We start from the raw sequence: 19,260 nt of genomic DNA, 5'->3' as shown, positions 1-19,260 counted from the left end.
CGGTGAATTCGCGGATGGCGGGGTGCCGGAGGAATTCTCGCCCATCCCTTGCAATCTGTCACAAAACTTTCTAAATCGAGGTCACCGGCATCAGCCGGTTTTCTTTGGTGGGTAATATGCTCAATTTGAGTATATATCCCCTTTGGGCTGGAGGGCCACATGCAAGATCGCGTTTTGACGGGGGGCACCGCGCCTCTGAACCCGGCATCGGCAGCGGCCCGATTCGGCATCATCGAGCGGCCCGATCTCACCTTCACCCCGGAGATCGCCAGGGAAACCGCCCATCTCTACGAGCGCGTCAAGGATTTCATTCCGGCGATCGAATGGCCGGTTTTTGCGCCCTATGTGCATGCGATCAACCGCATCAAGAAGGAGCGCGGTGCGGTCATCCTGGCCCACAACTACCAGACGCCGGAGATCTTCCACTGCGTCGCCGACATCAAGGGCGATTCGCTGCAACTGGCCCGTGACGCCACGCGCGTGGATGCCGAGATCATCATCCAGTGTGGCGTGCATTTCATGGCCGAGACCTCGAAGCTGCTCAATCCGGACAAGACGGTGCTGATCCCCGACGGTCGCGCCGGCTGCTCCCTGTCGGAATCCATCACCGGCGCCGATGTCCGGGCGCTGAAGGCGCGTTATCCGGGCGTGCCCGTTGTCACCTATGTCAACACCTCGGCTGACGTGAAGGCCGAGACCGATATCTGCTGCACCTCGTCCAATGCGGTCGCCGTCGTCGAAAGCCTCGCCTCCGACACGGTGCTTTGCATCCCCGACGAATATCTGGCGATGAACGTCGCCAACCAGACGAAAAAGAAAATCCTGACCTGGAAGGGCCATTGCGAAGTCCATGAGCGGTTCACCGCCGCAGAACTGCTGGCTTACAAGGAAGCCGATCCGCGGATCGAAATCGTCGCCCATCCGGAATGCCATCCGAGCGTCCTTGAGGTATCGGATTATGCCGGTTCGACCTCCGGCATGATCGATTATGTCAAGACGAAGCGCCCGGGCCGCGTGCTGCTCGTCACCGAATGCTCCATGGCATCGAACATCCAGGCTGAGGTGCCGGAGGTCGATTTCGTCAAGCCGTGCAATCTCTGTCCGCATATGAAGCGGATCACCCTGCCGAAGATCCTCGACAGCCTGCTTTACATGACCGAAGAAGTGACCGTCGATCCTGCGATCGCCGACCGGGCCCGGCTGGCGGTGGAGCGCATGGTGAACCTCAAGCATTGAGTGGGGATCATGGAGCAACTTCCAGAGCCAACGCGTTCCGCGCGAAATGTAGTTACTCTAACAGGAGCGGTTTGTTCCGAGTTGTTGCCAGGCTTCTCGGTTTTGAAGGAGTTGTATGGAATTTATCTGGATCGAAAGATTGAGCATCATCGCGAGGAATTGGTAAAGGCGATCGAGGCCAAGGGTATATCGGCGCTGTCTGAGCTTTCGGACGAACAAGCGGAATTCTTACTGCCTGCTGCTTACCGTTTCTTCGAGCAGGTACGGCTAGGAGAGTTCAGCCACAATCTTAAAATTCTTGCTGCTTTCATTGCCGGTTGCGTCGTGCAAAGATCTTGTCCAGCGGAGGCTGGTGAAGTTGGACGGTTTGCAAGGCAGCTTGAGTACTTGGATATCCAAACGCTTAATGTGTTGTCTGCGTCACTAAAGCTCCGCACCAAAATACCGTTGGAAGTAAATCCAAATGAGCCATTCGTTTCCGGCGGAGGAATTTTGTATCATTTCCCGGAGTTTTTCTCTGAGGCGGACGGCCCAAAAATTCGCAGCAGCTTAGCAATACTAAGTTCCAGAGGCTTTCTATATCCAGACGGTGGTTCCGAAACAGGCAAGACCGAAGAGTCTTATTACCTGACGCAGGATGCCTGGCTTTTGCACGACTACCTCCAGCAATAAGAAGCATAACAGAATGGCTACCAATACCCAATCCATGCGTCCGAGCTCCTGGCAGGGGATCGACGACATCGTCATCGTCGGCGGCGGCCTCGCCGGGCTGTTCTGCGCCCTGAAGCTCAGCCCGCGTCCGGTCACCATCCTGGCCGCCGCACCCATCGGCCATGGCGCCTCGTCCGCCTGGGCCCAAGGCGGTATCGCCGCTGCCATGAGCGCCGGTGACACCTTCGACAAGCATCTGGCGGATACGCTCGCGGCGGGGGCGGGCATCGTTGACGACAAAATGGCGCGTCTGATGATCTCGGAAGGGCCTGACCGCATCCGGGACCTGCTGGCCTATGGCGTGCCCTTCGACAGGGACCTTGAAGGACATCTTCTGCTGTCGCGGGAGGCTGCCCATTCGGAGCGACGCATCGTCCGGGTCAAGGGCGACATGGCCGGGAAGGCCATCATGGAGGCCTTGATCGCCACCGTTCGCAAGACGCCGTCGATCCGCATCATGGAAGGATATGTGGTGGAGGAACTGGTGACGGAAGGGAAGTTCGTCTCCGGCGTCATCGCCCGTCCCGATGCCGGCCAGTCGACGACGCGCGTCTCGTTTCCGGCGCGCGCCGTGGTGCTTTGCTCCGGCGGTGTCGGGCATCTCTACGAGATCACGACCAATCCGGCTGAAGCGCGCGGGCAGGGGCTCGGCATGGCGGCCAAGGCTGGCGCCATGATCGCCGACCCTGAATTCGTGCAGTTCCACCCCACAGCCATCGATATCGGACACGATCCGGCGCCGCTGGCAACGGAGGCCCTGCGCGGCGATGGCGCCTGGCTCGTCAACAAATCGGGTCACCGCTTCATGGCCGATCTGCATGCGGATGCGGAACTGGCACCGCGCGATATCGTCGCCCGCGGCGTATTTGCCGAGGTTGCCGCCGGCCGCGGCGCCTATCTCGATTGCACCAAGGCGATCGGCAAGCATTTTCCCGAGATGTTCCCGACCGTCTATCGCTCCTGCCTGCAGGCGGGCATCGATCCGGTGACGCAACTCATCCCCGTCGTGCCGGCCGTTCACTACCATATGGGCGGCGTGCTGGTGGATGCCGACGGCCGCACCACGCTGGACGGTCTTTATGCCGCGGGCGAGGTGACCTCCACAGGCGTTCACGGCGCCAATCGGTTGGCCTCCAATTCCCTGCTGGAAGCAGTGGTCTTTGCCGCCCGCATTGCCGACAGCATCAAGGGCATGCTGCCGGAATCGCGGCTATACGAATGGCCGAAGGAAGCGGGCGAAAACGACGAGCTGGTTACGGTCGAGGACAGTCCGCAGTTGAAGACGCTGCGCGGGCTGATGTCGGCCCATGCCGGCGTGATCCGGGAGCGGGAGGGACTGGTCGGCCTGATCAGGGCGATCCAGCAGCTGGAGCGGGACAATACCCGCCTGCGCTTCTCCAACATCGCGGCCGCGGCCAAGCTGATCGCGGTTGCGGCGCTGAAGCGAGAGGAAAGCCGCGGCGGCCATTACCGCGCTGACTTCACCGAGAGCGCCGAACCCTGGCATCACCGCACCTTCATAACCTTGAAAGAGGCCGAAGCGGCGGCCCAGGAAATCGCCGGCTGACGCGAAAACAGGATTTGCCCATGCCAACGAAACCGTTCCGCCCCGTTCTTTCGCCGCTGATGATCGAAGACCATGTTCGCGCTGCGCTCGCGGAGGATCTCGGCCGCGCCGGCGACATCACCACCTATGCGACGATCGCGCCTGACAAGACGGCCATCGCTGCCATGAACAGCCGGGAAAATGGCGTGGTCGCCGGGCTTGAACTTGCGCGGGCTGCGTTCCGCCTGCTCGATCCCACCGTGAGGTTCGAGGCTCTGGTCGCGGACGGTGATACGGTGGTGCCCGGCCAACCGATCGCCCGCGTGTCTGGTGCGGCGCGCTCGGTGCTGTCGGGCGAGCGCGTTGCGCTGAATTTCCTCATGCATCTTTGCGGGGTGGCGACCTACACGGGGCAGTTTGCGGCGGAGATCGCCCATACCCATGCGCGCGTCACCTGCACCCGAAAGACGCTGCCCGGCTTGAGAGCGCTGGAAAAATATGCGGTGCGGCTCGGCGGTGGCTCCAACCATCGCTACGGCTTGGATGATGCGATCCTGATCAAGGACAATCACATCGCCGTCGCAGGCGGGGTGACGGCCGCCATTGAGGCGGCGCGTGCCTATGCCGGCCATCTCGTCAAGATCGAGGTGGAGGTCGACAGTCTCGACCAGATGCGCGAGGCGCTGCCGGCCCGGCCCGACGTCATCCTGCTCGACAATATGGGGCCTGATTTGCTGGCCGAGGCGGTCGAGATCAACCGGACCCATGCTGGATTGACGCCTGCCGACTACGCCTTCGCCCAGGGCCGTATCCAGTTGGAAGCCTCAGGCAACGTCAATCTCAAGACGATCAAGGCGATTGCCGAAGCGGGCGTGGACTATATCTCCACCTCCAAGATCACCATGGCGGCACCGACCCTCGATATCGGCCTCGACATAGAGATCCGGTAGTTCCTGTTCTCAGGCGCGTCTGCGTTCGGCCGGCTCAATCGGCTCAAGCCGGGCGTCAAAAGTGCCGCTATAGGTAATTTGCGGGTAGGGAATGGATATGCCGTTCTCATCGAAGGCCCGCTTGACGGCCTTGATCGTATGCCTAGACATTGGCCAGAAGTCGGCGGACGCTGTCCAATAGCGCAAGGTCACGTTGACGGCACTGTCGCCCAGCGCATCGACAAAGGTCTCTGGCGGCGGATCAGGCAGGACGCGTTCGTCGCCATGGACAATGTCCATCATCAGGCGCTCAGCCTTGTCGATGTCGTCTTCGTAGCCGATGCCGACGACAAGATCGAACCGGCGTGTCTTTTCCCGGCTGAAATTGGTAATCGGGACATTCCATAGAATGGAGTTCGGTGCCAGGCGATAAAGCCCGTCGGGCGTCTTCAGTTCGGTCGCAAACAGTCCGATTTCCACGATGGTGCCGGATATTCCCCCCGTATCAATGTATTCGCCTACCCGGAACGGTCGGAGCACCAACAGCATGATTCCCGCCGCGATGTTCTGCAGTGTGCCTTGAAGCGCAAGGCCAATGGCAAGACCTGCAGCGCCTAGAGCGGCGATGATGGACGCGGTCTGCACGCCGAACTGCGCCAGAACCGTGACGAAGACCAGGATCAGCAGCCCGTAGCGCAGGACATTGGACATGAAGCGGGCAAGCGTTTCATCGAAGCCGCGGATGCGCAACATGCCCTCGTAGGACCATCGCCTTAATAGCGTCGCCAGGAACCAGCCGATGAACAGCAGCAGTAATGCGCCGACAATGGAGACCGAATATTGCACCGCCATCGCGCTGCCCTGTGCCAGCGCAGCGCGTGTCGCCACGATAATCTCGGTTGCCTGATCTTCCATGCTGTTCTCCGCTTGGTGTCGTCGATACAAAGCTGGAGGGCTTTCAGCGGCCGCCGACCTTCAGTCCCGGGGCAGGCCTTTCCTCGACGATCTGACGACGAAAACGGAAAAGGGCGGCCGGTCGCCCTCCGGTCGCTGATTTGGTAACGCCTGTGGGCTCCACCAGTTCCGCACCTTCAACCAGACGCCGGAAGTTTTGCTTGTGGACATGCCGGCCGGATATGGCCTCCACGGTCACCTGAAGTTCCGTCAGCGTGAATTCCTCGGCCATGAGTTCGAAGACGACGGGGCGGTATTTGATCTTGCCGCGCAGCCGCGCCAGCGCCGTCGCGGCGATGCGCCGGTGGTCGTAGCGCATGGCGATGCCAAGGCCCGGAAGCGACGGCGGCGTTGTGCCGGCGTCGGTGAAACTCTCGCGTACCAGACCCGCCTCGTAAAGCAGCTCATAGCGCTCCAGCACGCGTTCCTCATCGAACGGAAAGTCGTCAAGGCCGAAGGCGAGCTTGATGCGGGCCCGGCGGGATGGGCGGGTCAAATCGGTCTCGGAAGGCGGCGAGGCCTCCTCGGCCCAGCGCGCCAGCGCCGGCAGGATCACCTCGTCGATCTGCGGCGGGCGTCCGCCGCGCCAGTCCTCCCAGGGGAGAAACCCGTACCAGTCACGCCAGTGCACGCTCTCGGAGGACAAGGGCGGCCGGCGACGGTCTTCCATGCGCGTCAGGGCGAGATAGCCGACCGAAACGATATGCGGGCCTTCGTCACCAGGCATCTTCGACCGGCCACGATCGCCGAACGTATAGAGCTGTTCGATATAGCCCATACGCAAGGCTGTCTGCGCCACCACGGTGGCGCGTAGCGACATGTCGAGCGTGCGGTGATGCAGTGGGTCGAACGGACCGAAGGGCAGGGCATCCGGCGCGCCGCTGTCGTCGGAGACGACGAGCAACCGCGGGCTCTTGCCCTCGACGGCGACGATGGCGGCATTGAGCCCGATTTCGATCGCGCTTCCCATGTTACGCCGCGCCGGCGAGCGGCAGCACGAAGGGCGCATTGCCATCCGCATCCGCCCCGCGGCCGATGCCTTTGACGGCGGCAATCAGGCGTCCGTTGCGGCTGAGCAGGCTGTCGCCAATTTCGACAAGGCGCGTATTGGGGGTGGCAAAGGGCGAGGCCTGGCGAAGACGGGCCGCCAGCGCAAAATCGTCGTCGTCTGGATGAATGGCAAGGCTCGCGATCAGCGCCGCTGCCGGAGAGCGCGACACGCCCATCCAGCAATGGATGAGCAGAGGGGCCGAGCGATCCCAGGCACAGGCGAAATCGATGATGGCGGCGACATGCACCTCTTGCGGCGCGATCAGATTCCCGGTTCCGGCAAAGGCAATATCGTTGACGCCGAGTATGAGGTGACGCTGCGCTTCGATCACCGCAGGCCGGTGGAAATCCTGTTTCTCGGCCAGCAGGCTGATCATCTCCCGCGCCTTGTGCCGCACAGCCATTTCGGCGATCCGCGCGAGGGGTGACACCACGATGGCGGTCATGCGGGCGCTCCCACAGACATGCGCAGCGATTCGATGGCTTCGAAGCGCGCGATGAACAAGCGCTGGGCCTCCCGCGCCGGCACGGGGTCGATCATCAGCATGTCCCTGGTGATACCGCGCGGCAGGCCGAAGAACTTGCGCGCTTCGGTTTCGGCGAAGCCCGCCAGCACCACTGCTTCGAAGAAGGCACAGATGCAATCCGCCTTCTTGATCCGCGCCTTGAGTTCACGATTGGGATGGGCGGGCAGGCCGAACCGCAGATGGATGGCCGCCTCCAGCCGCCGCTCCACCGTCTTGTAGCCGCCACCGACCACGGCCTTGAACGGAGAGATCATATCGCCGATCACATATTCCGGGGCATCATGCAGGAGACACATCTGCATCTCCTCCGGCGCCGCCTTGGGGTACATCCGGCCAAAGATATCCTCGACGACGAGGCTGTGCTGCGCGACGGAAAATGCGTGGTCGCCATGGGTTTGCCCATTCCAGCGGGCAACGCGCGCCAGTCCGTGGGCGATATCGGAAAGCTCCACATCGAGCGGGGAGGGGTCGAGCAGGTCGAGCCGTCGTCCTGATAGCATGCGCTGCCAGGCGCGTGCCGTGATTGCCCCCGCCTCGTTCACCCCGTCAAGCCTCCTCGGCCGCGGCGACGAAGGCAAGACCGGTCCACGGAGCGAGCGACAGCGCGATCGGCACGTCTCCGGCCAGGATTTCGCCGCCTGCCGCATGGGCCGAGGCGATGCGATCCGTGCGGACGATCGCAAGGGCGCGCTTGCCGGCCACGGTTCCGAGCGTACCCGCCGGCTTTCCGCCCGCGGTGATCTCGGTGCCGGGAGCCGGCAGGGCGGCATCTGCCAGGATGCTCACCACCCGGCGGCGCGCGGTGCCGCGATGTTGCATGCGCGACACCACTTCCTGACCGACATAACAGCCCTTCTTGAAGGACAGCCCGTGGGTCAGGTCCAGCATCACGTCATGGGGGAATGCGTCCTGCAGGGCAAAATCATCGCCGGATTCCGCAATGCCCGTGAAGATGCGCAGTGCATGATAGGCGGCTTCCGGCGCATCACCATGCCGGCCGGGCTGGCGCGAGACATAGACATCAGCAGGCTCGAACCGCATGTCCTCGAAGGCGCCCTCAACAGGCTCTTCACCCCACCGCACCGTAACGCCCTGGGTATCGGGACCTGTTATCTCCACCTTTGCCCTGAGCTTGTAGAGCGTGAGGCGCTTAATCAGTCCCTCTGCCTGGGACGTGGGCGTGTCGAGCACAAAACCGTCGGCATCACGCCAGATCATGAAGTCGAACAGGATCTTGCCCTGCGGTGTCAGCAATGCGCCGGGATAGGCCTTGCCATCCATGTTAGCGGTGACATCGGTGGTGATCAAATTCTGCAGGAAGTGCTCTGCATCCGGCCCGGCAACCCGGACCAGGCTGCGGTCGGAAAGGAATGCTGCTGGCATCGTGGTTCCAATCCAGATTGGCTGATGCGAGAGAGGTAGTGCGTCGCGGCAAAATGGGCAAGCGCCAGAATTGACCGTTTAATGATTGGTCTTGAGCTTTGTTGACACGGTCCGCAAACAACGCGACTCAATTCGCACATGCTGCGGCGAGCAACGCCCAAACCCAGCAGCAATCTATCAGATTAGCGTCTCGTCTTTTAGCGGTTTCTATCGGCGCATGTCTTTGCCCGAAATCGGGCAAGACTTTCCGGCAGGCGACCCTAGTCACCCGCCGTCAAGAACTTCCACTGTCCGTCTGGCGTAATGCCCAGCCGGAAAAAGTTGTAATTGCCGTATTCCTGCATGTCGGCAAAATCGCCGGCGGTGACGATCCGCAGCAGTTCCACCTTTTCCGGCGGCGTCAGCGTTGTGATCGATTTTTCGGCGAAATACGGCCACACATAGGCTTCGTCGGGCGTGCCGGCATCCACCCGCACAAAACCTGACTGCAGGACATCCAGCATGATCGCCAGGATTTCCATGCCTTCGGTATCACCCGACAGCGCGCGGACCGCCTCGAGCGGATCGCTGCCGGTGTCGGCTGCCGTCACCTGCGTCTGATTCGGGCCGGGATTGAGGAGCGGCTTCAACCGGGCAAAGTCACCCGAGGCGGCGGCCTCAACGATCATCTGGCGCATGCGGCGCACCGGTTCAGGTGCGGACGCGATGTCCTGGAAGATCTCGACCGGTCGATCGGCATTGTCCTGGGGCGTCTCAAGGCTCGGAGGTGCAGCCTGCTCATCCTCGGCGTCGGGATTGTTGATCAGCGGATCCGGGCTCGGCAACGTGCCGTCCCCTGGAAGAGGCATCGTGGCAGGGGCATTGGGATCGACGGTGTCGCTGGCAACCGGCGGCTGGCCCGGGCCGGGCTTGAGCTCCGAAAGCGCCAAGGCCTGCAACGGCAGCGCAAAGGCCGCAGCCGACAGAAGGGTCCCGATCGCGTATCGGCGAATGGATATGGTCATTGCATTATTTTCAGTGTTCGAGCGCAAAGGATCGCTCCCGGATGGTCACTGGACGCGGCGCTGCGGAGAAAACTCACCAGCAAGCATGCGCTCGCGAAGGGAAGCGAGCATGGCTTCGGCGCCATCCTCGCCGTGAATGCGAATCGTCTCGCGCATGGCAAGAGCGATGGCCGCATCGGCGATGATTTCGGGCTCGATACCGTCGGCCATGCCGTCGGCCCAGGCCTCGTTCTGGTACTCCAGGGCCGCCTGCATCTTCTCGTGGACGATCATGTCGTCGATGTCGTTGCGCCGTGGTTCCATGGTTCATTCCTCAAAGGCATACAGAGCTTACTCACCCGTTAAGAACTTTAACAGCCTTTTCCCAAAACGACACCGGGCACAGTCAAATCAGGTTAATTTAGCGTTAATTTCCAAACCGCGCGGTAATTTCTCCGACCAGTGTTGCGCCTTCGTTACGGTATTTCTCTTCCGCAGCCACGGCTGACGGGGTGCATGTCGTATAGACCGAGGCGAAAGAACGATAGCCGCGATTGAAGGCGGCGGTCATGCGCTCACGCCGGCTCGCTTCCTGTCCGGTCTCCGTTGCTAGCAGCTTTTCCATGGCGACGCGCCATTCCGGTTCGGGATCGGCGGCGCAGAGATTGCGCAGATAGTGGATGGCGCCGAGCAGTTCCGATAGCCTCGCCAAACGCGGATCGTAAGGCGTCGGCTTTTCCACGGCCGGTGGCGGCGGGGGCGGCGCAGGCTTGTTCTGCGCAGACGCGATCGATGTTCCGCTGAGGCCCGCAAACAACAAGACGGCTACAGATAGGATAAGGCGAAGTCTCGTCATGTCGGCTCAGTCCAGTGACGCGGCATCTCGGTACGGGCCTGCCCGCCGATCTGATCAGGCCCTGATCTAGCCGGATTTGCGGGCCGACGCCAGCCTCTCCGCGCATTCGCGCACGCTGGGAGGGACCGGCAAGGTGCAGATTTCATCCAGGCTGTACCAGCCGGCATCCGCAGCGTCGCTGTCGGCAATTGCCTCGTCGCGACCCACGACATCGACGAGGAATACCGAAAGAAAGAAGTGCATGTCGGCACGACCCTCGGTCTCCGGCTTGAGATCGTAGGTGGCGAACAGCCGGGGGTTCGTACCCACCAAGCCCGTTTCCTCCAGTAGTTCGCGGATTGCCGTCTGTGCAGGCGTCTCGCCCGGTTCGGCCCTGCCGCCCGGAAAGGCATAGAGATCGGCCGCCGGCGGATTGCGACGCCGGATCAGCAGGTATCGGCCGTTACGCTCGACGATGGCCGATGAGGCCGGCCGCGGGCTGATCGAAAGCGCGGCGACGGAGGAAGTTTGCGTCATGGGCAGCGTGATCCTTGAATCATACATAGAGGGTCTAGCAAACATCGCCGGCGTGCAACCCCGCAACGCCTTGACCCTCCGGCGGCGCGATGCCATCTCTTGTCCATGTGTGGAAGATTTGCCGTCTCAGCTGGCCCGAGAGATGTCGCGGAGGTGTTCAACCTAGCCGACATTGAGGATTTTCCGGCCCGCTACAATATCGCGCCGACCCAGCCCATTCTGGTTGTCGTGGCATCGGATCGACACGAGCCCGGCAGCAACCTGCCGGAGCGCCGCGCTCTGCTGGTGCGCTGGGGGCTCATTCCCGGATGGGTCAAGGACGTCAAGGCATTCCCGCTGCTGATCAATGCACGGGCTGAAACCGCCATCGGCAAGGCGTCGTTTCGTGCTGCCATGCGCCATCGCCGCATTCTGGTTCCGGCATCGGGCTTTTACGAATGGCACCGCCCGCCGAAAGAGAGCGGTGAGCCCAGCCAGGCCTACTGGATCCGGCCGAAGAAGGGCGGCGTCATTGCCTTTGCTGGGCTGATGGAGACCTATGCCTCGGCGGATGGATCGGAAATCGATACAGGCTGTATTCTGACGGTTGGTGCAAATGCCGCCATCGGCCGCATCCATGACCGCATGCCGGTTGTCATTCACCAGGATGATTTCACCCGCTGGCTCGACTGCACAACGCAGGAGCCGCGCCAGGTCGCCGACCTCATGGTGCCGGCGAGCGAGGATTTTTTCGAGGCCATACCGGTGTCGGATAGGGTCAACAAGGTCGCCAATACCGGCCCAGACCTTCAGAACCCTGTAGCTGCGGCCTTAGCCGCGGTGGCACCACGCAAGGATGCCCCCGATTCGAGCCAACTGTCGTTGTTTTAGCCCTGGATCAGGCGACCTGCTTCTTGGGCTTACGCTGCAGCATCAGCGCGGCAGCAATGACCGCTTTGAGGCCCAAGGGCCTGTAATGCTTGTCCAAATCGCTCTTTGCCGCCGGCGCCTTGGGCTGCGTCGCGTTCGCGGCTGTCTTCGTGGTCATTCCCCGTCTCCTGTGGATGTTTCCTGCAGCGTCTTGTTCGCTTGTCCGCGCGCTGTCTCGGTGGAGAACATGACAAAAACATGACCAAGGCAAATCAAATTTGATCAATAGTGACCACAATCTGATAGGTTTCGTGAGGAGGCTGGGAATGCCTGTCTTGACCGGGTTCTAAAGACCGCGATCCATGTCCGCCACACCCGCGCCAGTCTGCTCGAACTCTACCGTCAAGGTGCCATAGCGGCGGTGCCAGGCCCGAGCGCCAAAGGGCAGGGTGGCGAGATAAAGGACCACCGTCACCGACAGCACTTCCCAGGTGAAGCTCATCAGCAGCGCCACATAAAGCACGACGCCGAGCATCAGCGGCAGGACGAGATCACGCCGGATCCGCCCAAAACCTGATTTTCCGGACCAGACCGGCAGCCGGCTGATCAGCAGGAACGCAATAAGGCCGGTATAGGCCGAGCCGAAATAGGCGAAATAGGCCGTCGGCGGAAGGCCGAGGAAACCCATGTAGACAGGAAGCAACACCAAGAGCGCGCCCGCGGGCGCCGGCACGCCGACGAAATATTCCGATTGCCAGGCGGCCTTCGTCTCTCGTTCATCCATGACGTTGAACCGGGCAAGCCTGAGCCCAGCAGCGATGGCATAGACCAGCGCCGCGATCCAGCCCACGGAGCGCGCCTGGTCGAGGAGGAAGACGTAGAGAACGAGCGCCGGCGCCACACCGAAATTGACGATGTCTGCGAGCGAATCCATCTGGGCGCCGAACTTCGAGGTTGCCTTCATCATGCGCGCGACGCGACCGTCGATGCCATCCAGGAAGGCCGCGAACAGCACCATCCCAACCGCAAGCTCGTATCGGTTTTCGAAGGCGAGCCTTATTCCGGTCAGCCCGGCGCAGATCGCCAGGATGGTGATGAGGTTGGGGACAACGAGCCGCAAGGGAATTTGCCTAAGCTTCGGCCCGCGTGCGGCGTCATTCTGGGCCTTGTGTTCCAGGGCTTCCGTCGACTTTGGCGCTTCCATCGGCAATTCCTTGCTAGACGCTCTACAGATCAGCTTCGCCGGCTGATGACCGGTCCCTTCGGCGAGTTGAATTCCGCAATCACGGTTTCGCCGGCAATGGCCCTCTGGCCCAATGAGACGCGCGGTTCGGCACCGGCCGGGAGATAGACGTCCAGACGCGAGCCGAAGCGGATCAGGCCGAAGCGCTCGCCGGCATCGAGCGGCTGCGCCGGGTTTGCCCAGCAGACGATGCGTCGCGCCACGAGACCGGCAATCTGCACGACTCCGATCTGGCCATGGCGGGTTTCCACAACGAGGCCGTTGCGTTCGTTTTCCTTGCTCGCCTTGTCGAGTTCCGCGTTCAGGTAGCTGCCCTCACGATAGGCGATGTTGACCACGCTGCCGCGCATCGGCGAGCGGTTCACATGGCAATCAAACACGTTCATGAAAATGGAAATGCGCAGCATTGGTTCCGTGCTGAGGTAAAGTTCCTCCGGCGGCACCTCCATGCGGATCGACGACACGCGGCCATCGGCGGGGCTAATCACCAGGTCGTCGTCCTGCGGCGTCACGCGCTCCGGGTCGCGGAAGAAATAGGCGCACCACAGCGTCAGCACCAGGCCAACCCAGAACAGGGGTTCGAACACCCATCCCAGCACCAGCGAACCGGCAAAGAAGGCGGCCACGAAAGGATAGCCTTCCTTGTGTACCGGCACGATGGTGTTGCGCAGCGTGTCGAACAAGCTCATGAACTTACGTCTCCTTCAGGATATCAGTCCGTTGCTGGTTACAGCGAAACCGGTTTTGGGGCAATGCCGGGCGCCAAAGTGCGGGCCCCCTTCAGCATTTCTATACCATCTGCCGCGCGTTCGTCGCGACCATAGCGGGACACCGGAAAACTTAGATGATTGGTAAGGATTTTCCGGGCAATTCTGCGGCAGGAATATGCCAACGAGGTTTCTCCGAAAATGTTGCCAGCCAAGTCCAGTCTGCCCGTGGGCCAGCAGATGGCGGGATATGACGCCTGGTGGTTGTCGTCAGCGGGCACAGCGCCACCGGCTGCGCTTGTCGATATCTGTGATCTTGGAATTGGTATTCAAGAGGTGCCGGCCCATCCATTTGCCTGTTTCGCTGGGGTTGACGGGGAAAGCCTTTCCGCCTGCGTGCGCCGCCATCGCAGCAGCCTTGGCGACGCGGCCTATCTCGTGCTGGTGTTCAATGGGTCTGTCTTGCCGCCGAAGGCGACACGCGCCATCGAGTTCGGTGCCGATGACGTGTGTGCGGCAGATGACCGCGACGGATTGACGCTGGCGCTTGCCCGGGCCAACCGGGTCAACCTGGAGCGCCGGCAAACCGCCGCCATCCACCGCGCGCTCGACCTCGAGCGGGACCATATGCAGGCCTGCATCGACAATCTTCCCACACCGATCTTCTTCAAGAACGAGCGCGGCATCTATGTCGGCTGCAACAAGGCCTTCCAGGACTACATGGGGCTGCCGGCCTCTTCGATCATCGGGCACACGGTTCATGATGTCGCCTGCGGACCCTATGCCAGCGTCTATCACGATGCCGATCTGGCGCTGATGAAGAAGGGCGGCACCCAGGTCTATGAGGCCATGGTGCATCATGCTGATGGTCTGCCGCGGGATATCCTGTTCCAAAAGGCTGTTATCACCGACAGGTCCGGGGCCGCGCGCGGCATCGCAGGCGCGATGCTCGACATCACCGAGCGCAAGCGGCTCGAGGCCAAGCTCACTGATGCTGCCGCACGCGACCCGCTGACCAATATCTTTAATCGCCGCCGGTTCTTCCAACTGGCGAGCGAGCGGGTCGCCGAAAGCCTCGTCCAGGGCCGCCCCGTGACGCTCGCCGTTCTCGATATCGATCATTTCAAGTCGGTCAACGACCGCTATGGTCATGCCATGGGTGACCGGGTGTTGTGCGACGTGGCTGACCTGCTGGACCACGGGATCGGCGAGGGCAACCTCGTGGCGCGCGCCGGTGGCGAGGAATTCTTCGCGCTCTTGCCTGGACATGATCAGAGTGCCGCGTCCGATGTGATGGAACGCCTGCGCAATGACGTGGCCGCGATGCGTGTCGAGGATCGGGGGCTTGAACTGACGGTCACCATCAGCATCGGCCTTGCGCAATTGTCCGCCGGCGAAGAGGATCTCTGGGCCTGCCTGCGCCGGGCCGATCACGCCCTCTACGATGCCAAGCATGGTGGCCGCAATCGGCTTTCGCTTGCGGCCTGACCGGCGTCCGACCGGCAGATTTCGTCAGATGGCCGGCGGCTTGCGCACCACCACGCCCAGTTCGTCGCTTTCGCGCACATGGCGTAGCATTTCTTCCGCCTGGGTGGCCTCGCGCTGGCGGTTCCACATCGAGGCATAGAGGCCGTTTTCCTCAAGCAGCTGGGCGTGTGTGCCGCGCTCGGCAATCTCGCCGCCCTTCAATACAATGATTTCGTCGGCGCCGACGACCGTGGACAGCCTGTGGGCGATGACCAGCGTCGTGCGGTTCTTCGATACCACGTCCAGCGCGGACTGGATTTCCTGTTCGGTGGTCGTGTCCAGCGCCGAGGTCGCCTCGTCCAGGATCAGGATCGGCGGCGCCTTCAGCACCGTGCGGGCAATCGCCACGCGCTGCTTTTCACCGCCGGAGAGTTTGAGGCCCCTCTCGCCGACCTTGGTCTTGTAGCCGTCCGGCAGGTCTTTGATGAAATGGGCGATCTGCGCCACTTCTGTTGCCGCCTCGACTTCGGCATCCGTGGCATCGAGACGGCCGTAGCGGATGTTGTAGGCAATGGTGTCGTTGAACAGCACGGTGTCCTGCGGCACCATGCCGATCACGGCACGAAGGCTTTTCTGCGAGACGTCGCGAACATCCTGGCCGTCGATGGTGATGGAGCCCTGCTGGATGTCGTAGAAGCGGTAGAGCAGGCGGGACATGGTGGACTTGCCGGCACCCGATGGGCCAACCACGGCGACCGTCTTGCCGGCGGGCACCTCGAAGGACACGCCCTTCAGGATCGGACGCTCCGGGTCATAGGCGAAATGCACATCCTTGAACACGATGGCGCCCTGGCCGATCTTGAGGTCTGGCGCGCCGGGCTTGTCGACCACCTCCGCCTTGACCTCCAACAGATCGAACATCTGCTCGATATCGGTAAGACCCTGGCGGATTTCGCGATAGACGAAGCCGATGAAGTTGAGCGGCACGGAGAGCTGCAGCAGCATGGCGTTGATGAAGACGAAGTCGCCGATCGTCTGTTCGCCGCGCTGCACGGCAAGCGCCGACATCACCATCATAACGGTTGTGCCAAGGCCGAAGATCACGCCCTGGCCGAAGTTGAGCCAGCCGAGCGACGTCCAGACATCGGTCGCGGATTTTTCATACCGCGCCATGGAGGCATCGAAGCGGCGGGCTTCCATGTCCTCATTGCCGAAATATTTAACGGTTTCAAAGTTCAGCAGCGAATCGATCGCCTTGGTATTGGCGTCCGTGTCGCTGTCGTTCATCGAGCGGCGGATCGCGATGCGCCAGTCCGAGGCCTTGATCGTGAACCAGATATAGGCCCAGACGGTGACAGCAGTCACGAGCAGGTAGGAGAAGCCATAGCCCCACCAGAAGATCACGGCCGTCAGCAGGAATTCCAGCAGCGTCGGCACGGAATTCAGGATGGTGAAGCGGACAATCGTTTCGATGCCCTTGGTGCCGCGCTCGATGATGCGCGACAGGCCGCCGGTCTTGCGCTCCAAGTGGAAACGCAGCGAAAGCTGATGCATGTGCACAAAGGTGCGGTAGGCAAGCTGGCGCACCGCATATTGGCCGACGCTGGCAAAAAGCGCGTCGCGAAGCTGGTTGAGGCCGACCTGCGCAATGCGCGTGAGGTTATAGACGATTACCAGCGCAACGGCGCCCAGCAGAAGCGCCGGCAGGATGCCCGCCATGTCGAGACGGCCGTTCAGCGCGTCGGTGGCCCATTTGAAGAAATAAGGGACGAGGATTAGGATCAGCTTGGCGATGACCAGGAACACCGTCGCCCAGACGACGCGCATCTTCAGATCGGGACGATCAGACGGCCACATATAGGGCCAGAGATTGACCAGCGTCCCAAGCGGGTTGCTGTCATCGGCGGATACGGTTTTGTTCTTGTCGGCCATGTCCGTCCCCGGAAGCGATGCGATGGTCAATGCGGCGATAGCCGCCGCAATGGCGCTGGATATCAGAAGGAAACGGCGGCCGAGTGAGGGCCGCCGTTTCAAGGCAAATAAGGTCCGGGCATCGGGATTGCAATCTTTGTCCGCATGTTTCCCTGCGAACGACCTGACAATCGTAAAGATCAGTCGATCTTTTCGCCCCGCAGGCGGCGGCGATGCAACTCTTCTGCATTCGGCAAGGCTTCGCTCGGCACACTGAAGATCTGGCCCGGCGCAATCTTGTCCGGGTTGGTGATCTGGCCCTCGTTGGCGAGATAGATCGTGGTGTAGCGCACGCCCTGGCCATAGACCCGGCGCGAGATCTGCCACAATGTATCGCCCTGGCGGATGATGACGCTGTCGCGGCTTGCCGTCAGCGGTGCCTGCTCGATGGTCTTGGGCGCGGCCGTCTCGGCATTTCCACCGGCGGCAGCCGTCTGCGCCGACGCTGCAGGCGCCGTTGCAGCCTGGGCCGTCGCATCCGAAGATCCCGCGGCCGGTGCCATCTGCAGCACCTCGTCGATCAGCGCCCGGATCTGCGGCAGCGCCTTGCCCATGGCATCGACATCCTGGGGAACGGCCTGCAGCGCGGCAAGCGCCTTGCCGGCGCCTTCGGCCGTTGCGGTCACCTGGCGGGCGACAGTCGGCGCGAACTCGGCCACCGGACGGAACTCGATGAGCGACTTCAGCGCCAGTTCCGTCGCAGAGCGGGCAGCCGCCAGGGCGTCGAGGGTCGGCTTCTTGCCATCAGCATAGAGGTTCGAGAGAATGCCGACAGCCTGGGACAGGCCGTTACGCTGTGCGTTGAAGGCTGAAAGGTCCTGCGGCACCAGAGCGGATTTCGCGCCTGCACCATCGGCAGGAGCCACGACGGCGACCTGCTCGCCAGCGGGGCGATCAAACGGCACAGATGCGCGCACCGCCACCTGGCCCGTGGCGTCGAGAAGATCCACGCGGATCGTATGGCCGCCAACAGCGAGGTCTGCCGTGCCTTCAATTACGAAGTGGCGGCTGGCATCGGCGGTGGCTTCGCCAACAAGCGCGTCATCCGCATAGCCGCGAATCTTAGCCGAAGGTGGGGCGGTTCCGGCGATGAAGATGCGTCCGCCCTCGATCTCGACGGCGGTCACCTGAACCTCTGCCGGAGCGGTCGACGCTGCCGCAGGGGCGGCTGCGGTCGCGGGGCTCGCCGGGGCTGCTGTTGCGTCGGTCGGAATGGACGGAGCTGATGTCGACAATACGGCCGATGCCTGGGGCAGGTCCGGCGTCGCAACCGGTGCCGCCGCTGTCTGCTGTTCGGCTACGCGCTGCTGCTTGTCGCCGGTGTTGACGCTTTCCGGCATCGTGATCACGCGGCTTGCCTCGCCGGGCTTGCTGATCATCGCCAGCAATTGCCCCTGGGCCTTGTCGGGCACGGAGATCGTCGCGACCTCGTCTGAGCGCACGGCTGCGCCGCTCTTGTCGACGGAGCGCAGGGCCAGCGCGTGGTCGCCCGGCGGCAGCGGATTGTCGAGCACCGCGGCAAAATCGCCTGTCGGGCCGGCCTCGGCGGATGACAGCACCTTGTCGCTGCCATCGATGATCTCGACCTTGGTGCCGGGTGCCGCACTGCCGGCAATCACGGTCGAACCATCAGGCTCGACACGCAAGACGTCGAACTTCGGCACCGGCTTATCCGCGGCGGCGGTCTCGGTGGATGGGGCAGCCGGCGCGGCGGGGGCGGCCGTCTCGGTATTGTTTTGGCTGGGTGCGGCCGGCGGCGTGGTGGCTGCGGCAGCGCTCGGTGCGGCCTCTTCGCCCAGAAGCGCCTTCGTCAGGGCCGCGATGGCAGAGCCGGCAGCCTGCGGATCCGTCGGCAGTGCCTTCAAGAGATCGAGTGCCTTGGCGGCACTGGCGCGGGCCTTGGTGATGGCGTCGGCAGCACCCTGGTCAATGCCGTCGGGCAGGTCGGTTGCCGCAAGCGCAGAAAGCGCTGATTCAGCCGAGGTCTTGGCGGCAGCAAAAGCATCGGCGCCGGGAACCTTACCGCTGGCAAACAGACCTTCGAGGTTCTTCAGCGCGCCATCGGCCTCGCGCATCAGGCGGCCCATCTTGGAACTGGCGGCAGCGGTGGCAGCGGCCGGGTCGACGGCAGGAGCCGCAGGTTCCGCCGGTTTCGCTTCAGGCGTGGTGGCCGGCGCCTTCGCGGGCACGGCGACTTCCGTCTTGGTTTCCGTATCGTTGCCCAGGCGCGGCAACACAAAGAAAACCATCAGAACCGTCGCTATTGCGAGAACCAGCAGGGCCAGCAGGCCGCCACGCATCTTCATCGTCATGTCTCCCCGAACGGGCTACC

Annotated in this window: 20 protein-coding genes; 6 read left to right on the top strand and 14 right to left on the bottom strand. The window is 62.4% G+C overall.

Going from position 1 to position 19,260, the window contains the following annotated elements; all coding sequences use genetic code 11:
- Nucleotides 1-159 precede the first annotated feature (159 nt).
- The 4 genes from nadA to nadC are packed head-to-tail and all read left to right on the top strand — an operon-like array spanning nucleotide 160 to nucleotide 4,443.
- Entirely contained in the window at nucleotides 160-1,236 is a 1,077-nt protein-coding gene (nadA, locus tag B9A97_RS20625) for a quinolinate synthase NadA (RefSeq protein WP_084367701.1), read from the top strand.
- A 9-nt stretch (nucleotides 1,237-1,245) separates the two neighbouring features.
- Nucleotides 1,246-1,908 (top strand): hypothetical protein, encoded by a 663-nt coding sequence (locus B9A97_RS20620; protein ID WP_143530619.1) that lies wholly within the window; start codon nucleotides 1,246-1,248, stop codon nucleotides 1,906-1,908.
- A 13-nt stretch (nucleotides 1,909-1,921) separates the two neighbouring features.
- On the top strand, nucleotides 1,922-3,514 hold the full coding sequence (locus tag B9A97_RS20615; protein ID WP_084367699.1) for an L-aspartate oxidase: 1,593 nt from the start codon (nucleotides 1,922-1,924) through the stop codon (nucleotides 3,512-3,514).
- Nucleotides 3,515-3,534: 20 nt separating this feature from the next.
- A complete protein-coding gene (gene nadC / locus B9A97_RS20610) occupies nucleotides 3,535-4,443 on the top strand; it encodes a carboxylating nicotinate-nucleotide diphosphorylase (protein ID WP_084367698.1) in 909 nt (302 codons plus the stop codon).
- Nucleotides 4,444-4,452: 9 nt separating this feature from the next.
- Here the strand turns inward: nadC and B9A97_RS20605 are convergent, their stop codons facing one another.
- From B9A97_RS20605 to B9A97_RS20565, 9 genes are all read right to left on the bottom strand, one after another.
- On the bottom strand, nucleotides 4,453-5,337 hold the full coding sequence (locus tag B9A97_RS20605; protein ID WP_084367697.1) for a mechanosensitive ion channel family protein: 885 nt from the start codon (nucleotides 5,335-5,337) through the stop codon (nucleotides 4,453-4,455).
- 43 nt (nucleotides 5,338-5,380) lie between these two features.
- Entirely contained in the window at nucleotides 5,381-6,346 is a 966-nt protein-coding gene (locus B9A97_RS20600; RefSeq protein WP_143530617.1) for an NUDIX hydrolase, read from the bottom strand.
- Between the two features lies 1 nt (nucleotide 6,347).
- A complete protein-coding gene (locus B9A97_RS20595; protein ID WP_084367695.1) occupies nucleotides 6,348-6,872 on the bottom strand; it encodes a tyrosine phosphatase family protein in 525 nt (174 codons plus the stop codon).
- Nucleotides 6,869-7,453 carry an HD domain-containing protein gene (locus tag B9A97_RS20590; protein ID WP_084367729.1) on the bottom strand — a complete coding sequence of 195 codons (585 nt, stop codon included), beginning with the start codon at nucleotides 7,451-7,453 and terminating at the stop codon, nucleotides 6,869-6,871. The genes B9A97_RS20595 and B9A97_RS20590 overlap by 4 nt, the downstream gene beginning before the upstream one ends.
- A 46-nt stretch (nucleotides 7,454-7,499) precedes the next feature.
- A complete protein-coding gene (locus B9A97_RS20585; RefSeq protein ID WP_084367694.1) occupies nucleotides 7,500-8,336 on the bottom strand; it encodes a CAF17-like 4Fe-4S cluster assembly/insertion protein YgfZ in 837 nt (278 codons plus the stop codon).
- Between the two features lie 260 nt (nucleotides 8,337-8,596).
- Complete coding sequence (locus B9A97_RS20580; RefSeq protein ID WP_143530615.1) at nucleotides 8,597-9,340, bottom strand: hypothetical protein; 744 nt, start codon at nucleotides 9,338-9,340, stop codon at nucleotides 8,597-8,599.
- 45 nt (nucleotides 9,341-9,385) lie between these two features.
- Complete coding sequence (locus tag B9A97_RS20575; protein WP_084367692.1) at nucleotides 9,386-9,643, bottom strand: hypothetical protein; 258 nt, start codon at nucleotides 9,641-9,643, stop codon at nucleotides 9,386-9,388.
- A gap of 103 nt (nucleotides 9,644-9,746) precedes the next feature.
- Nucleotides 9,747-10,175, bottom strand: coding sequence for a TIGR02301 family protein (locus B9A97_RS20570; RefSeq protein ID WP_084367691.1), 429 nt, complete (start codon nucleotides 10,173-10,175; stop codon nucleotides 9,747-9,749).
- Nucleotides 10,176-10,241: 66 nt separating this feature from the next.
- Nucleotides 10,242-10,691 carry an NUDIX hydrolase gene (locus B9A97_RS20565; RefSeq protein ID WP_084367728.1) on the bottom strand — a complete coding sequence of 150 codons (450 nt, stop codon included), beginning with the start codon at nucleotides 10,689-10,691 and terminating at the stop codon, nucleotides 10,242-10,244.
- A 105-nt stretch (nucleotides 10,692-10,796) separates the two neighbouring features.
- On the opposite strand from B9A97_RS20565, the gene B9A97_RS20560 reads away from it, so the two are divergent.
- Complete coding sequence (locus tag B9A97_RS20560; protein ID WP_084367690.1) at nucleotides 10,797-11,561, top strand: SOS response-associated peptidase; 765 nt, start codon at nucleotides 10,797-10,799, stop codon at nucleotides 11,559-11,561.
- A gap of 7 nt (nucleotides 11,562-11,568) precedes the next feature.
- Here B9A97_RS20560 and B9A97_RS29840 read toward each other — a convergent pair whose 3' ends face one another.
- The 3 genes from B9A97_RS29840 to B9A97_RS20550 all read right to left on the bottom strand — a co-directional run bounded on the left by B9A97_RS29840 (nucleotide 11,569) and on the right by B9A97_RS20550 (nucleotide 13,472).
- A complete protein-coding gene (locus B9A97_RS29840) occupies nucleotides 11,569-11,718 on the bottom strand; it encodes a hypothetical protein (RefSeq protein WP_179145351.1) in 150 nt (49 codons plus the stop codon).
- 168 nt (nucleotides 11,719-11,886) lie between these two features.
- Nucleotides 11,887-12,744 carry a CDP-alcohol phosphatidyltransferase family protein gene (locus tag B9A97_RS20555; RefSeq protein ID WP_084367689.1) on the bottom strand — a complete coding sequence of 286 codons (858 nt, stop codon included), beginning with the start codon at nucleotides 12,742-12,744 and terminating at the stop codon, nucleotides 11,887-11,889.
- A gap of 29 nt (nucleotides 12,745-12,773) precedes the next feature.
- Complete coding sequence (locus tag B9A97_RS20550; RefSeq protein WP_084367688.1) at nucleotides 12,774-13,472, bottom strand: phosphatidylserine decarboxylase; 699 nt, start codon at nucleotides 13,470-13,472, stop codon at nucleotides 12,774-12,776.
- Between the two features lie 219 nt (nucleotides 13,473-13,691).
- On the opposite strand from B9A97_RS20550, the gene B9A97_RS20545 reads away from it, so the two are divergent.
- On the top strand, nucleotides 13,692-14,978 hold the full coding sequence (locus B9A97_RS20545) for a sensor domain-containing diguanylate cyclase (protein ID WP_143530613.1): 1,287 nt from the start codon (nucleotides 13,692-13,694) through the stop codon (nucleotides 14,976-14,978).
- 24 nt (nucleotides 14,979-15,002) lie between these two features.
- Here B9A97_RS20545 and B9A97_RS20540 read toward each other — a convergent pair whose 3' ends face one another.
- The gene (locus B9A97_RS20540) at nucleotides 15,003-16,889 is read right to left on the bottom strand and encodes an ABCB family ABC transporter ATP-binding protein/permease (protein WP_084367727.1); all 1,887 of its coding nucleotides are present in this window, start codon (nucleotides 16,887-16,889) and stop codon (nucleotides 15,003-15,005) included.
- 179 nt (nucleotides 16,890-17,068) lie between these two features.
- Nucleotides 17,069-19,240, bottom strand: coding sequence for an Ig-like domain-containing protein (locus B9A97_RS20535; protein ID WP_348532413.1), 2,172 nt, complete (start codon nucleotides 19,238-19,240; stop codon nucleotides 17,069-17,071).
- Nucleotides 19,241-19,260: the final 20 nt, after the last annotated feature.

Origin of the sequence: Rhizobium sp. RU36D, from assembly GCF_900176345.1 — a bacterium.
Classification (GTDB): Bacteria; Pseudomonadota; Alphaproteobacteria; order Rhizobiales; family Rhizobiaceae; genus Allorhizobium.
The sequence above is the reverse complement of the archived record's forward strand: the minus strand, read 5'-3'. Positions and strand labels throughout refer to the sequence as shown.

What these genes read in the sequence shown, in the direction of transcription:
- nadA (WP_084367701.1), top strand. Translation starts at nt 160, where the DNA reads ATGCAAGATCGCGTTTTGACGGGGGGCACCGCGCCTCTGAACCCGGCA.
- B9A97_RS20620 (WP_143530619.1), top strand. Translation starts at nt 1,246, where the DNA reads ATGGAGCAACTTCCAGAGCCAACGCGTTCCGCGCGAAATGTAGTTACT.
- B9A97_RS20615 (WP_084367699.1), top strand. Translation starts at nt 1,922, where the DNA reads ATGGCTACCAATACCCAATCCATGCGTCCGAGCTCCTGGCAGGGGATC.
- nadC (WP_084367698.1), top strand. Translation starts at nt 3,535, where the DNA reads ATGCCAACGAAACCGTTCCGCCCCGTTCTTTCGCCGCTGATGATCGAA.
- B9A97_RS20605 (WP_084367697.1), bottom strand. Translation starts at nt 5,337, where the DNA reads ATGGAAGATCAGGCAACCGAGATTATCGTGGCGACACGCGCTGCGCTG.
- B9A97_RS20600 (WP_143530617.1), bottom strand. Translation starts at nt 6,346, where the DNA reads ATGGGAAGCGCGATCGAAATCGGGCTCAATGCCGCCATCGTCGCCGTC.
- B9A97_RS20595 (WP_084367695.1), bottom strand. Translation starts at nt 6,872, where the DNA reads ATGACCGCCATCGTGGTGTCACCCCTCGCGCGGATCGCCGAAATGGCT.
- B9A97_RS20590 (WP_084367729.1), bottom strand. Translation starts at nt 7,453, where the DNA reads ATGCTATCAGGACGACGGCTCGACCTGCTCGACCCCTCCCCGCTCGAT.
- B9A97_RS20585 (WP_084367694.1), bottom strand. Translation starts at nt 8,336, where the DNA reads ATGCCAGCAGCATTCCTTTCCGACCGCAGCCTGGTCCGGGTTGCCGGG.
- B9A97_RS20580 (WP_143530615.1), bottom strand. Translation starts at nt 9,340, where the DNA reads ATGACCATATCCATTCGCCGATACGCGATCGGGACCCTTCTGTCGGCT.
- B9A97_RS20575 (WP_084367692.1), bottom strand. Translation starts at nt 9,643, where the DNA reads ATGGAACCACGGCGCAACGACATCGACGACATGATCGTCCACGAGAAG.
- B9A97_RS20570 (WP_084367691.1), bottom strand. Translation starts at nt 10,175, where the DNA reads ATGACGAGACTTCGCCTTATCCTATCTGTAGCCGTCTTGTTGTTTGCG.
- B9A97_RS20565 (WP_084367728.1), bottom strand. Translation starts at nt 10,691, where the DNA reads ATGACGCAAACTTCCTCCGTCGCCGCGCTTTCGATCAGCCCGCGGCCG.
- B9A97_RS20560 (WP_084367690.1), top strand. Translation starts at nt 10,797, where the DNA reads ATGTGTGGAAGATTTGCCGTCTCAGCTGGCCCGAGAGATGTCGCGGAG.
- B9A97_RS29840 (WP_179145351.1), bottom strand. Translation starts at nt 11,718, where the DNA reads ATGACCACGAAGACAGCCGCGAACGCGACGCAGCCCAAGGCGCCGGCG.
- B9A97_RS20555 (WP_084367689.1), bottom strand. Translation starts at nt 12,744, where the DNA reads ATGGAAGCGCCAAAGTCGACGGAAGCCCTGGAACACAAGGCCCAGAAT.
- B9A97_RS20550 (WP_084367688.1), bottom strand. Translation starts at nt 13,472, where the DNA reads ATGAGCTTGTTCGACACGCTGCGCAACACCATCGTGCCGGTACACAAG.
- B9A97_RS20545 (WP_143530613.1), top strand. Translation starts at nt 13,692, where the DNA reads ATGTTGCCAGCCAAGTCCAGTCTGCCCGTGGGCCAGCAGATGGCGGGA.
- B9A97_RS20540 (WP_084367727.1), bottom strand. Translation starts at nt 16,889, where the DNA reads ATGGCCGACAAGAACAAAACCGTATCCGCCGATGACAGCAACCCGCTT.
- B9A97_RS20535 (WP_348532413.1), bottom strand. Translation starts at nt 19,240, where the DNA reads ATGACGATGAAGATGCGTGGCGGCCTGCTGGCCCTGCTGGTTCTCGCA.